Below are 13,166 nucleotides of genomic sequence, written 5' to 3' on the forward strand. Positions count from 1 at the left end.
GCCCGGCCCTGGTGTTGGCCGGCGGCCTCGCCACGGCCGTCCTCGGGGCCGTGCTGCTGGCGGGCGCCGCCGCCCCCTTCACCGCGGCCGGCGCGCTGTTCCTGATCACCGCGGGCGGCGGCGGCGCGGCGCTGGCCGCCCTGGCCGGCCTGCAGCCGCTGAGCCCCCCGCCCCTGCGCCCGGCGATGAACGGCCTCTACCTGGCTTTCGTCACCGTGGCCGGACTGGGCTTTGGCCCGCTGCTGACCGGCCTGGTCAGCGATCGCCTGTTCACGGGCCCGCACGGCCTGGCCATGGCCCTGGCGCTGGTCACGGTGCTGGCGGCGACCCTGGCGACGCTGGCCGCCGCCCTCGGCGCGGGGGCGTGGCGAGCCCTGGCCCGCGAAACCCGCGAGGCCGCCGGCGCCTGACATGCCCACCGCCACCGACAGTTTCCGCTTCTCCAGCGACGACCATCCCTCCGACGAGGCCTTCGCCCTCTATGCGACCCTCTATTCGCGCGGCTCCGACGTCAGCCGCGGCGAGGGCCGGTTCTTCGCCCAGGTGCGCGGCTGGCGACTGGACAAGGTGCTGCTGTTCGAGCGCCGGCTGTCGGGCGTCGTCCACGCCCGCCGCGAGCGGATCGCCGGCGACGGCTTCGACCACTTCGTGCTGACCCACGTGCTGGACGGCCAGGTGCGCCTGGAGGTCCCCGGGCCGCCGCGCGTCCTGGGACCCGGAACCAGCGTGCTGCTCGACACCCGCCGGCCGATGCGCACCGAGCACGACGACGCCCGGATCCTGACCGCCAGCATCGCCCGCGACGTGATCGAGGCGGCGATGGGCCCGGCCGGCCGCCTGCACGGCCAGATCCTCGCCCCGCCGGACAATCTGGTCCTGGCCGACTTCCTGGCCTCGCTGGCCCGTCACGGCGACACCCTGGGCTCGGCCGCCCTGCCCGCCCTGGGCCGCGCCTTCGTCGACATCCTCTCGTCGGTGGGCGGCGACGCGGCGCGGGTCGGCCGCGAGGACCAGCGCCGCGACCTCTCGCGCCGCGAGGCGGTGCGCCGCTTCGTCATTCCGCGCCTGGCGGACCGGTCGCTGTCGGTCGAGGCCATCGCCGCCGGGGCCGGCATCTCGCGCTCGTCGCTCTATCGCCTGTTCGAAAAGCAGGGCGGCGTGGCCCGCTTCATCCAGCTGACGCGCCTGGACGCCCTGCGCCGCGTGCTCGACGCCCGCGACCCCGCCGCCCCGAACGACGCCGCCCTGGCCGAACGCCTGGGCTTCTCCAGCCCCGCCCAGATGGCCCGCCTGTTCGCCGAGGCCTATGGCGACAGCCTGCAGGCCTACCGCTCCGCCCTGGCCGACAAACCGCGCGACGATCCCGGCGTCAGCAAACGACGCTGGGACGGCTGGCTCGGAGAACTGGGATGAGGGCGCCGCGCGCCTGAGCCCGCGATTCGATCTGCGCCGAAGGCCCGCCCATGCCCGGACGCGCGAAAAGCCGCGCACGCATGCGCTGGCGGCGCTTCAAATCGAACTGAATGAAGAGAAGGGATGGTGGACGCGACAGGGATTGAACCTGTGACCCCTACGATGTCAACGTAGTGCTCTCCCGCTGAGCTACGCGTCCGCCGAAGCGATCCGAAGCGCCTTCGTGAAGGCGTCCCGGCCGGGAAGGTGTGGGGGTATAGCGGCGGCTTGGCCGGTGCGCAAGCCGCCTTGAAAACTTTTTCGCGCCTTATGCCGCCATCATCTTTTCGACCTCGGAAACGAGGTCGCGCAGGTGGACGGGCTTGGACAGCACCTTGGCGCCGGCCGGCGCGCGATCCTGGGCCGAAAGGGCCACGGCGGCGAAGCCGGTGATGAACATGATGCGCAGGGCCGGGTCGCGGGCGGCGGCCTGGCGCGCCACTTCGATGCCGTCCATGCCGGGCATGACGATGTCGGTCAGCAGCAGGTCCCACGGATGCTCGAGGTGGCTGACGGCCTCTTCGCCGTCGGCGCAGGCGGTGACTTCGAAGCCTGCCCGTTCCAACGCCCGGGCCAGGAAGCCCCGCAGCGAGTCGTCGTCTTCGGCGAGGAGGATGCGGGCCATGTCGCTTACGTGTCCGTTGGATCTCGTCTCTGGAGCCCGAATCTTATGTCCAGGACGGTAAATCGCCGGTGAACCGGCGCGGTCCGTCCACAGATACGACAGGGCGCGAGGGCATTTGACCGCAAGCCCGGCGCCCTCGACTATGTGACGCATGAACGCATGGGATCCGATCACGCCGGAAACGGCCTCCGCCCAGGCCGGCGGAGCCGCGCTCGGGCGCGAACCGGCGTTCGAGGCCGTGCGCGCCGCGCCGGACGGCTCGCCCGCGCCGACGCCCGTGGTGTTCGCCTCGCCGCATTCGGGCGCCCAGTATCCGCCGGAGATGATGGCCGCCGCCCGCCTGCCCGAGACGGTGCTGAGAGGCTCGGAGGACGCCTTCGTCGACCGGCTGATCGCCGGGGCCCCGGCGCGGGGCGTGGCCACGATCCGCTCGCGCCTGGCCCGCGCCTATATCGACCTCAACCGCGACCCGTGGGAACTGGACCCGGCGATGTTCGAGGACGACGCCCTGCCCGAGTTCGCCCGCGGCCGCACCGCGCGCGTCGCCGCCGGCCTGGGCGCGATCGCCCGCGTCGCCGACGGCCGGCCGATCTACGCCCGCAAGCTGACCTTCGAGGAGGCCAAGGCCCGGGTCGAGCACGGCCACCGCCCCTATCACGACATGCTCGACCGCCTCCTGGCCCAGGCCCGCGCCGCCCACGGCCTGGCGGTGCTGATCGACTGGCACTCGATGCCGGCGGCCGCGACGCGCGGCACCCGGGCCAGGGTCGGCGGCCCGTGCGACATCGTGCTGGGCGACCGCTTCGGCGCGGCCTGCGCGCCGGGCCTGACCAAGCTGGTCGAGGAGGCCCTGGAGGCCATGGGCTATCGCGTGGCCCGCAACAGCCCCTATGCCGGCGGCTACACCACCGAGCATTACGGCCGGCCGGCCCGCCGCACCCATGCGCTGCAGATCGAGATCAACCGCGCGCTCTACATGAACGAGACGACGCGCGAGCCGACCGAGGGCCTGGCGGTGCTGACCGCGCGCGTGGAGCAGTTGACCGCGCTGCTGACGCAGGCGGACTGGGCGGCGCTGAAATAGGGAAAACGAGCGGGCGCGAGGCCCCTTGCGCCCGCAAACCGCCGCAAAGGGCTGCAAACTCGCGCCGCGTCGGGCTCAGGCCAAAAAAAAGCCCGGCGGTAAGGCCGGGCTAGTTCATTAGGGAGGAAACGCCCAGGAAGGGCAGAAGCGGCAGCGCCGCCTCACACCTTCCTTATAGGGTGCGCTGCGAAATCGAGCAAGCGGAAAGTTGGACAACGTTGTCGAATTTTCCGCGACAACATGAAGCAACCCCATGCACAGCAAGGATCGGAGAACGCCGATCTTCAAGCTTGACCATAAAATAGGCATTGCTGCGCTGCAGCATTAGTTGCCAAAGAAACGACAACCGCCAGAAACCACCTCAAACCCGGTAGGAATAAGGGTTTGCGAGATGACACCGGTAACCGCGACATAAGGCGCCTTACGCACGGGGTGGATAAACGCAGCGCAGTCGCGTAAAAGCCGCGCGCCTGACGCGCGCAGCGTCTCATCCGATTTTCTCCGAAAGCCCGCCGTCCTCCCATGTCCATGCGAAATATCGCCATCATCGCGCACGTCGATCATGGCAAGACCACCCTCGTCGACCAGCTGCTGGCCCAGTCGGGCGTGTTCCGCGCCAACGAGGCGACGACCGAACGCGCCATGGACTCCAACGACCAGGAGCGCGAGCGCGGCATCACCATCCTGGCCAAGTGCACCAGCGTCCTGTGGAATGGTGAAGCGGGCGAAACCCGCATCAACATCATCGACACCCCCGGACACGCCGACTTCGGCGGCGAGGTCGAGCGGATCCTCGGCATGGTGGACGGCTGCGTCCTGCTGATCGACGCCGAAGAAGGCGTCATGCCGCAGACCAAGTTCGTGCTGACCAAGGCGCTGAAGATGGGCCTGCGCCCGATCCTCTGCATCAACAAGGTCGACCGCGCCCACGCCGATCCGGACCGCGTGCACAACGCCGCCTTCGACCTGTTCGCCGCCATCGGCGCCACGGACGAGCAGCTGGACTTCCCGCACATCTACGCCTCGGGCCGCTCGGGCTGGGCCACGCTGGACCTGAACGTGCCGAGCGACAACCTCGCCCCGCTGTTCGACCTGATCGTCCGCCACGTGCCGGAACCCAAGCAGATCGCCAAGCGCGACGAGCCGTTCCAGATCCTGAACGTGCTGATCGAAAGCGACCCGTTCCTGGGCCGCCTGCTGACCGGCCGCATCGAGAGCGGCAAGGCCGTCCCGGGCATGGCCATCCACGCCCTGGACCGCAACGGCAAGGAAATCGAGCGCGGCCGCATCACCAAGGTGCTGGCCTTCCGCGGCCTGAAGCGCCAGCCGATCGACGAGGGCGCGGAAGCTGGCGACATCGTCGCCATCGCCGGCATGAGCAAGGCGACCGTGGCCGACACCCTGTGCGCCCTGGAAGTCACCGAGGCCCTGCCCTCGCAGCCGATCGACCCGCCGACCATCTCGATGACCGTCTCGGTCAACGACAGCCCGCTGGCCGGCCGTGAAGGCGACAAGGTCCAGTCGCGCGTCATCCGCGACCGCCTGCTGAAGGAAGCCGAGAGCAACGTCGCCATCCGCGTCACCGAGAGCACCGAAGGCGACGCCTATGAAGTGTCGGGCCGCGGCGAACTGCAGCTGGGCGTGCTGATCGAAAACATGCGCCGCGAAGGCTTCGAGGTCTCGATCTCGCGTCCGCGCGTCGTGTTCCAGGCCGATCCGGAAACCGGCAAGCGCCTGGAGCCGATGGAAGACGTCATGATCGACGTCGACGACGAGTTCTCGGGCATCGTCATCGAGAAGCTGTCGCTGCGTAAGGCCGAGCTGCGCGACATGGGCCCGTCGGGCGCGGGCAAGACCCGCATCCAGCTGACCGCCCCGTCGCGCTCGCTGATCGGCTACCAGGGCGAATTCCTGACCGACACCCGCGGTTCGGGCGTGCTGAACCGCGTGTTCAGCCACTACGAAGCCTACAAGGGCGCCATCGACCAGCAGCGCAAGGGCGTGCTGATCAGCAACTCGGACGGGGAAACCGCCGCCTACGCGCTGTGGAACCTGGAAGAGCGCGGCGTGATGTTCGTCGGCGCCGGCGAGAAGACCTATCAGGGCATGATCATCGGCGAGAACAGCCGCCAGGATGACATGGACGTCAACCCGATGAAGGCCAAGCAGCTGACCAACGTCCGCGCCTCGGGCAAGGACGAGTCGATCCGCCTGACCCCGCCGCGCAAGATGACCCTCGAGCAGGCCATCGCCTACATCGAGGAAGACGAGCTGGTCGAAGTGACCCCGAAGAACATCCGCCTCCGCAAGCAGACGCTGAACCCCTCGTTCCGCAAGAAGCGCGTGAAGGAAGACTAGTCTTCGCAGGGTCCTTCGGGATCTGAAACGGGCCGCCGACCTTCGGGTCGGCGGCCTTTTTCGTGCCTGCCGCGCTCCTCCCCCGCTCGTTGGAGAGGATCCAAAAGAAAAGGCCGCCGCCCGGCGGGGCGACGGCCTTTCCGGCTTTCAGGCCGGGGTGCGCTTACCAGCTGCGCTCGATGCTGAGGAAGCCGCGACGGCCCCGCAGCTCGTAGCCCCAGATTTCCGAGTTGCCGACGCGATAGCTGCTCGAGATCGAGGGCGGGGCCTCGTCGAACAGGTTCTGCACGCCGAAGGTCATGGTCGTCTTGTCGTCGATCTGCTTGCGGGCCGAGACGTTGTGATAGGCCATGAACTCGGTGTGGTACTTCACGTGGACGTACTTGTAGTACGTCGAGCCGACCACGTAGTCGTAGCTGGTCGAGGTGGCGTACTTGGCGCTGCCCACGGTGTCGCCCAGGATCTCGGCGTCCGAGGCCTTGCCGGTGATGGTCGACGACCAAGTGTAGGTCCACGGCCCCTTGCGGTACGACAGGCTGGCCTTACCCGAGAAGTCGGGACCATCGTAGATGTAGGTCGTGCCGTTGTAGTCGTCCTCCTCGGTCTCGCCGAACAGGTTGGAGGTGTCCTGCAGCTGCCAGCTGAACTGGCTGTTGAAATAGAGCTGCCCGCCGTTGTCGAAGTCGTGGCGGTAGTCGGTGGTCAGGTCGATCGCGCGGCTCTTCTGCGAGGCGACGTTGACGTAGTCGTTCTTGACCAGGGTCAGCAGGTGCGTGGTCGGATCGCGCGTCACCAGCGAGCAGAACGGGCTGGAGAGGCCCACCGACTCGTAGCAGCGGGCGGCGATCTTGGCGGCGCCGAACTGGGTGATCTCGTTGCTGATGTCGATTTCGGCGTAGTCGACCGCGACCTTCAGGTTGATGAAGCTCGGGGTGAACACCACGCCGATGGTCTTCGACTCCGAGGTCTCGGCCTTCAGGATGCCCTTGCCGCCGCCGGCCGTGACCAGGGTGGAGTAGCTGGCCTGGGTGGCCGACACGCCCTGGGCGGCGCAGTTGGTGACGATGGTCTGGCTGGCGCCGCTGCTGCCGTACAGGATGCAGGGATCGGCGACACTGTAGCCCGTCTGGTCGGCGAGGTAGAGCTCGTACAGCGACGGGGCGCGGAACGAGGTGCCGTCGCTCATGCGCAGGCGCCAGGTCGGGGTGATCTGCCAGTTCAGGCCGATCTTGTAGGTGTCGCTGTCGCCGTAGCTGTCGACCTCGGTGTGACGGCCCGAGACCTGCAGGTCCAGGCTCTTGACCAGGAACAGGTCCTTCAGCACCGGCACGTCGATTTCGGCGAAGGCCTCKGTCGTCGTGTCCGTGCCGAAGGTGTGGCCGGCGCGGGTCAGGTTCCAGTTGTTGTTGTTCAGCGACGCCGTGCCCGGGCTGTCGTCGAAGTCGTCGTGACGATAGGTGAAGCCGAAGGCGGCCCCGACCTTGCCGGCCGGCAGGCTGAACAGCTCGCCCGAGAAGCTGGCCTCGACCAGCGACTGCTCATAGGTGGTGTGACCCACGTCCACGCCGAACAGGAAGGCCTTTTCGGCGTCGGTGAACTGGCCGGCCAGGACGCGCGAGCTGAACCACGGGATGCCGGTGGGCAGGGTCGAGCAGTCGCCGCCCGAGATCGTCACCAGCGACTGGACGCAGTAGTTGGTCGCGCCGGCGGCCGTGGTGGCGGCGATGGCGTCGCTGTTGATCGAGCTGACCGAATAGGTGCCGTCCGACTTGCCGTACTGGCCATAGACGTCCCAGTCCCAGCCGCTCAGGAAGCCCAGCTTGGAGCCTTCCAGGAACTTGAAGTCGCCGCGCAGGCCGCCCAGGCCGCGGTAGTAGTCGACCTTCTGGATCGAGTCGTAGGCCACCGCGATGACCGGATAGGCCGTGCCGCCGGCCGCACCGAAGATGTTGTTCGGGTTGGTCGTGGCGACGGTGGGGAACAGCTGGCGGGCGCCGTTCTGTTCGGAGTTGCGGCGGTTGTAGAGGAACTCGCCATAGGCCTCGACGCCGGCGCCCAGGTCATAGCCGCCGGTCACGTAGAAGCTGGCCCGCTCGACCGGGCTGATCACCGTGGCCCGCTGCCAGACCGACGAGTCGTAGTTGGCGACCCGGTAGGTCTCCGGATAGTTGGCGCGCGCCACGCGGGCGAGGTTGGCAAAGGCGGCGTTGCTGGCCACGAAGCCCGGGGCGGTGTTGCCGGTGTACGAGTAGCTCGTGCCCGGCTGCATGTACTGGAAGTAGCCGCCGTAGCCGCTGGTGTAGGCGACGTTGTTGATCTGGTTGAAGCACTTGTAGTCGCCGGTGGCCGGATCGGTCAGGTCGACGCGGGCGCCGTTGGTGGTGCTGTAGTAGTTGTCGGCCGAGCAGCTGGTGTAGTCGCGGTCGCCGCGACGCAGGGCCATCTGCTTGTAGTAGCTGGCCGAGGCGCTGATGTAGCCGCGGTCGAAGGTCTTGCCCCACGAGGCTTCGGCCGAATACTCCTGGCCGCCGCCGCCCTTGGCGAAGGGCGCGTTGCCGTAGACCCGCACCCGGCCGCCGTCATAGTCGGTCTTGGTGATGTAGTTGACGACGCCGGCCACGGCGTCCGAGCCGTAGATCGACGAGGCGCCGTCCTTGAGGATCTCGACGCGGTCGATCATCGCGTTGGGGATGGTGTTCAGGTCGACCGGGCCGACCGTGCCGCGCACGCCCGACGGCGTCAGGCGACGGCCGTTCAGCAGCACCAGGGTGCGGTTGGCGCCCAGGCCCCGCAGCGAGATGGTGTTCACGCCCGGGCCGCCGGTGACGTTGTAGCCGGTCAGTTCGTCGGCCACCTGGAACGAGCCGCTGGCCAGAGACGAGCTCTGGATGATCTCGGTGGTGTTGACCAGGCCCTCCAGTTCACTCTGTTCCGAGGTGATCACCTGGATCGGCGAGGCGCTGTTGTAGGCGTTGCGCTTGATGCGCGAGCCGGTGACGACGATGGCCTCGACGGCGTCGCCGTCTTCCGCGGCCTTTTCGGATTTGGCCGAAGCCTGGGTTTGCGTCTGCGCCCAGGCGCCGACGGGCGCCAGCCCCAGGCCGGCGATCACCGACGAGGCCAGCAGCAACTTGCGATCAAGCATCTAGAGTATGCCCCCATGGATAGGTGTGCGTGGAAACTTCGCCCCTCGCGAAGCTCCTGCTCTGACGGGGTCTTTAGGACGTCGAAGCCGGCCAGGGAGCGCGAACACGCCCTTCAAGTCGGCTTTTCATCCATATTTCCCGGCAAAGCCGCCTTCGTCGGCAATAGTTCGCCGCCGAAGATCATGGGCAGGACATTAGTTCGTCACAGTTCGGCCGTTATCTCGCGACCGAAAGACATGTATTCTATTTAATAGTTTTGTGAATTCATTCTAGAAATACATAGATACTGCCGGATACCTTCTCCATCTCGAAGGTTGTGAATGACAGCGTCTCGCCGCTGGAGGCGGATCGGACGGCTCCGCGACCGCCCGGCTTTTGGGCGCCGCAGACGTTTGCGGGTGAATCAGAGCGCGCCGCCCCCGCCTTCCCATGAACGTATCGTTCCGCCCGATCGCCGCGCGGGCAGGGAAGCGGGCGATCACCTCAGCGCCGCCGGGAGACCCGCCAGATGACGTCGCCGACATCGTCGGCCACCAGCAGGCCGCCGCGCGTGTCGAGCGCCACGCCCACCGGCCGCCCCAGGGCCTCGCCGTCGGCGTTGAGGAAGCCTGTCAGGATGTCCTTCGGCGGACCCGACGGCTTGCCGCCGGCGAAGGGCACGAAGACTACCTTGTAGCCGCTGTGGGGCTTGCGGTTCCACGACCCGTGCTGGCCGATGAACGCCCCGCCGCGCGACGGCCCAAGCAGGGCCGAGCCGCCGTCGAAGGCCAGGCCCAGCGAGGCGGTGTGCGGCCCCAGCGCATAGTCCGGCTTGATCGCCCGGGCCACCAGGTCCGGCCGCTGCGGCTTGACCCGCGCGTCCACATGCTGGCCGTAATAGCTGTAGGGCCAGCCGTAGAACCCGCCGTCCTTCACCGAGGTCATGTAGTCGGGCACCAGATCGCTGCCGATCTCGTCGCGCTCGTTGACCACCGTCCACAGCGCGCCGGAGGTCGGCTCCCAGTCCATGCCGTTGGGATTGCGCAGGCCGGTGGCGAACAGCCGCTTGGCGCCGGTGGCCACATCGATTTCCCAGATGGCGGCCCTGCCCTCTTCTTCCGCCAGGCCGTTCTCGCCGACATTGCTGTTGGAGCCGACGGTTGCGTAGAGGCGCGTCCCGTCGCGGCTGGCGATCAGACTCTTGGTCCAGTGGTGGTTGCGCGGCCCGGCCGGCAGGTCGGTCACCCGCCGGCGCGGCGCGGTGATGGCGGTCTCGCCTGCCTTGTACGGAAAGGCCAGCAACGCGTCGGTGTCGGCCACGTAGAAGGTCTCGCCCACCAGGGCCATGCCGAACGGCGAATTGAGGCCCGACAGGAAGGTCGAGCGCAGGTCGGCGACGCCGTCGCCGTCGGTGTCGCGCAGCAGGGTGATGCGGTTGGCGCTCTTGGTCGCCGCGCCCGCGCGCTTCATCACCATCCCCTGGATCTTGGCCTTCAGGCCCTTGCCGTCCTCGGGCTTGGGCGGGGCGTTGGTCTCGGCCACCAGCACGTCGCCGTTGGGCAGCACGTGGATCCAGCGCGGATGATCCAGCTTGTCGGCGAAGGCCTGCACGACCAGCCCTTCGGCCGGACGCGGCGCGCCGCCGGCCGGCCAGCCCCTGGCGGGCGCGATGTTGACCGTCGGCAGCAGCGTCTTCTTGGGCGCCGGCAACTGCGGGTTCGCGCCGGTGCCGGCGGCCACGTCGAGGTCGGCCCGCTCGCCGCAGGCCGCCAGGCTCAGCGCCGCCGCGCTCGCGGCGACGACCAGCAGGCGCTGCATCAGGCGCGCCGGCGGAACAGGCCCAGCAGGGCCAGCAGCACCACCGCGCCGACGGTCGAAACCACCAGGCTGCCGATCCAGCCTGTCGCGCCCAGGCCCAGCATGCTGGCCAGGAAGGCGCCGATCAGCGACCCGACCAGACCCACGACCAGATTGGTCAGCAGCCCGTGGTCGCGCTTCATGATCTTCTCGGCCAGCCATCCGGCGAAGATACCGATGATGATCGCGCCGATGAAACCCACGCCGTTCATGCCGTCTTCCTCCTGCAGCCCTTGGCGGTGAGGGAAATGCGCGGAGTGCGGCAGAGGTTGCCTTGCCCCCCCTCAGTCGCTCCGCGACAGCTCCCCCTCTGGGGGAGGTGGCCCGGAGGGCCGGAGGGGGTCGGCGCGGCGGAAAGTCTTGGCTCTCGCGCCAGCCCGCGCCAAGGTCGCCGCCCACATCACGAGCGCCCCATGGTCCACCCCGTCTTCGCCGACCTGCCCGTCACCGTGTTCGAGGAGATGAGCGGTCTCGCCCGTGAGCTGGGGGCGATCAACCTGGGCCAGGGCTTCCCGGACGACCAGGGACCGATCGCCCTGCGGCGCAAGGCCGGGCAGGCGCTGATCGAGGGCTCCAACCAGTATCCGCCGATGCGCGGCCTGCCGGAACTGCGCCGCGCCGCAGCCGGCCACTATGGCCGCGCTCAGGGCCTGGACCTTGATCCCGACCGCGAGGTCATCGTCACCTCGGGCGCGACCGAGGCGCTGGCGGCGGCCTTCCTCAGCTTGATCTCGCCCGGCGACGAGGTGGTGCTGTTCCAGCCGCTCTACGACGCTTATCTGCCGATGGTGCGGCGCGCGGGCGGGATCCCGCGCCTGGTGCGCCTGACCCCGCCGCACTGGCGGTTCGACCAGGCGATGCTGGAGGCGGCGTTCAGCGAGCGGACCAGGATGGTGGTGCTCAACAGCCCGCTGAACCCGGCCGGCGTCGTCATGCCCGACGAGGACCTGGCTCTGCTCGCGCAGTTCTGCGTGCGCTTCGACGTCACGGCCGTCTGCGACGAGGTGTGGGAGGCCGTGGTCTTCGACGGCCGGATCCACCGGCCGCTGATGAGTTTCCCCGGCATGCGCGAGCGGACGGTCAAGATCGGTTCGGCCGGCAAGATGTTCGGCATGACCGGCTGGAAGGTCGGCTTCCTGTGCGCCGCCCCGCCCCTGGCCCGCGCGCTGGCCGGCGCCCACCAGTTCCTGACCTTCACCACCCCGCCCAACCTGCAGGCCGCCGTCGCCTTCGGGCTGGACGAGCCGGGCGACTGGTTCGAGGCCATGCCCGCCGGCCTGCAGCGCTCGCGCGACCGGCTGGCGACGGGCCTGCGGCAGGCGGGTTTCACCGTGCTGAGCAGCGGCGGCACCTACTTCCTCAATGTCGACCTGGCCGCCTCGGGCGTCGACGAGCCCGACCGCGCCTTCGCGTTGCGGGCGGTGCGCGAGCACGGCGTGGCGGCCATTCCGGTGTCGGCCTTCTACGCGGAGGATCCGGTGACCAGCGTGCTGCGGCTGTGCTTCGCCAAGGGCGACGACGTGCTGGACGCGGCGGTGGAGCGGCTGGCGCGGGCGAAGGGCGGGTAAGGTCCTCTTACGCCCCCTTCATCGTCATCCCGGAAAGCGCGCAGCGCTTATCCGGGACCCAGGGGCCGCCGCACAGCGCCGACGACCGCCCTGGCGGAGAACCCCGCCATCGCGCCCAGTCTCCTGGGTCCCGGCTCTTCGCTACGCTACGGCCGGGATGACGAGCTTTGGGGTGGCTGGGGAAGGCCCCATCAAGGATGCGCCGCGGCCCAGTCCATCACCTCCTGCAACGGCGCGACCCAGACCTCTTTCGGATGCGCCTTCAGCCAGGCCAGCAGTTCCTGGTGCGCCGGATTGGACACCTGCAGGTAATCCCCGCCCACGCCATGGAACAGGAACACCGCTGCGCCGCCGCCGGCCGCGGCGCTCTTGGCGAAGTCGATCAGCTGGGCGCCGGTGACGCCTTCGGGAAAGCCGCGCGAGGGCACGTGCATCGGGTCGATCTTCGCGCCGGCCAGGTCCTCCGGCGTCGTCACCACGCCCCGCGCATAGGTCACCAGGCCTGAGGCCCGCAGCGCCTCCAGATAATCGACCCCGCCGGCCTTGCTGGCCCCGCAGGGCGTGGCGAAGCCGTGGCGGGCCTTGCCGTCGATGGCGGTCAGCAGGACGTTCTGCTGCTCGATCTCCTTGAGCAGGCTGGCGGGGGTGTAGGCCTCGGCCACGTAGCGCGGATCGGCCGGAAAGCTGGCGGCCGGGCAGGCGTGGAAGATCGTGTGGTTGGCCAGCTCGTGCCCTCCGGCGGCGACGGCGCGCCAGCGCGGAAGGTCGGCCGCCTTCACGCCCGACAGGAAGAAGCTGCCCTTGAGGCCCGCCGCATCCAGCGCCGGGACGGCGTTGTCGAGCTGCGAGGCCAGGGCGTCGTCATAGGTCAAGGCCACGGCCGCCTTGGCGCCGTTCGGCCATTGGGCGGCGTTGGCGGCGGTGATCCCGCACGCCAGGCTCATGACGATCGCCAGCAGCGCCTTCATCGGCCGCCCTCCCCCGTTGTTGTGGGGGGACGCTAGGGGCGGCCGGGGAAGGAGGCAACGGGATTAAGGAAAACGAATTTCCCCTTCCCTCCACTGTCATCCCGGCCGGAGGGGCGCCTTAGCGGCCCG

Annotated in this window: 9 protein-coding genes, 1 tRNA gene and 1 pseudogene; 5 read left to right on the forward strand and 6 right to left on the reverse strand. The window is 68.9% G+C overall.

Going from position 1 to position 13,166, the window contains the following annotated elements; genetic code table 11:
* Together AC1DCG_RS08090 and AC1DCG_RS08095 are read left to right on the forward strand one after the other, a co-directional pair.
* Positions 1-410: pseudogene (locus AC1DCG_RS08090) on the forward strand (hypothetical protein); the annotation flags it as partial.
* Position 411: 1 nt separating this feature from the next.
* Positions 412-1,413, forward strand: a complete 1,002-nt coding sequence (locus tag AC1DCG_RS08095) for an AraC-like ligand-binding domain-containing protein (RefSeq protein ID WP_477028520.1) — start codon at positions 412-414, stop codon at positions 1,411-1,413.
* A 124-nt stretch (positions 1,414-1,537) separates the two neighbouring features.
* On the opposite strand, the gene AC1DCG_RS08100 is transcribed toward AC1DCG_RS08095, so the two are convergent.
* Both AC1DCG_RS08100 and cpdR read right to left on the reverse strand, forming a co-directional pair.
* A tRNA-Val gene (locus AC1DCG_RS08100) sits at positions 1,538-1,612 on the reverse strand.
* A 108-nt stretch (positions 1,613-1,720) separates the two neighbouring features.
* Complete coding sequence (gene cpdR, locus AC1DCG_RS08105; protein WP_058350243.1) at positions 1,721-2,077, reverse strand: cell cycle two-component system response regulator CpdR; 357 nt, start codon at positions 2,075-2,077, stop codon at positions 1,721-1,723.
* Positions 2,078-2,228: 151 nt separating this feature from the next.
* Here cpdR and AC1DCG_RS08110 point away from each other — a divergent pair, with 151 nt between their 5' ends.
* Together AC1DCG_RS08110 and typA are read left to right on the forward strand one after the other, a co-directional pair.
* On the forward strand, positions 2,229-3,161 hold the full coding sequence (locus AC1DCG_RS08110; RefSeq protein ID WP_477028521.1) for an N-formylglutamate amidohydrolase: 933 nt from the start codon (positions 2,229-2,231) through the stop codon (positions 3,159-3,161).
* 522 nt (positions 3,162-3,683) lie between these two features.
* Complete coding sequence (gene typA, locus AC1DCG_RS08115) at positions 3,684-5,519, forward strand: translational GTPase TypA (protein WP_165260722.1); 1,836 nt, start codon at positions 3,684-3,686, stop codon at positions 5,517-5,519.
* 163 nt (positions 5,520-5,682) lie between these two features.
* Here typA and AC1DCG_RS08120 read toward each other — a convergent pair whose 3' ends face one another.
* The 3 genes from AC1DCG_RS08120 to AC1DCG_RS08130 form a co-directional block, all read right to left on the reverse strand.
* The gene (locus AC1DCG_RS08120) at positions 5,683-8,664 is read right to left on the reverse strand and encodes a TonB-dependent receptor plug domain-containing protein (protein ID WP_477028522.1); all 2,982 of its coding nucleotides are present in this window, start codon (positions 8,662-8,664) and stop codon (positions 5,683-5,685) included.
* 484 nt (positions 8,665-9,148) lie between these two features.
* Entirely contained in the window at positions 9,149-10,462 is a 1,314-nt protein-coding gene (locus tag AC1DCG_RS08125; RefSeq protein ID WP_477028523.1) for a PQQ-dependent sugar dehydrogenase, read from the reverse strand.
* Positions 10,462-10,713, reverse strand: coding sequence for a GlsB/YeaQ/YmgE family stress response membrane protein (locus AC1DCG_RS08130; protein ID WP_101717094.1), 252 nt, complete (start codon positions 10,711-10,713; stop codon positions 10,462-10,464). Before AC1DCG_RS08130 ends, AC1DCG_RS08125 begins: the two co-directional genes overlap by 1 nt.
* 201 nt (positions 10,714-10,914) lie before the next feature.
* On the opposite strand from AC1DCG_RS08130, the gene AC1DCG_RS08135 reads away from it, so the two are divergent.
* On the forward strand, positions 10,915-12,069 hold the full coding sequence (locus AC1DCG_RS08135) for an aminotransferase (RefSeq protein ID WP_477036593.1): 1,155 nt from the start codon (positions 10,915-10,917) through the stop codon (positions 12,067-12,069).
* Positions 12,070-12,260: 191 nt separating this feature from the next.
* Here the strand turns inward: AC1DCG_RS08135 and AC1DCG_RS08140 are convergent, their stop codons facing one another.
* Entirely contained in the window at positions 12,261-13,037 is a 777-nt protein-coding gene (locus tag AC1DCG_RS08140; RefSeq protein ID WP_477028526.1) for a polysaccharide deacetylase family protein, read from the reverse strand.
* Positions 13,038-13,166 lie beyond the last annotated feature (129 nt).

It is taken from the genome of Caulobacter sp. 10L414, from assembly GCF_056395525.1.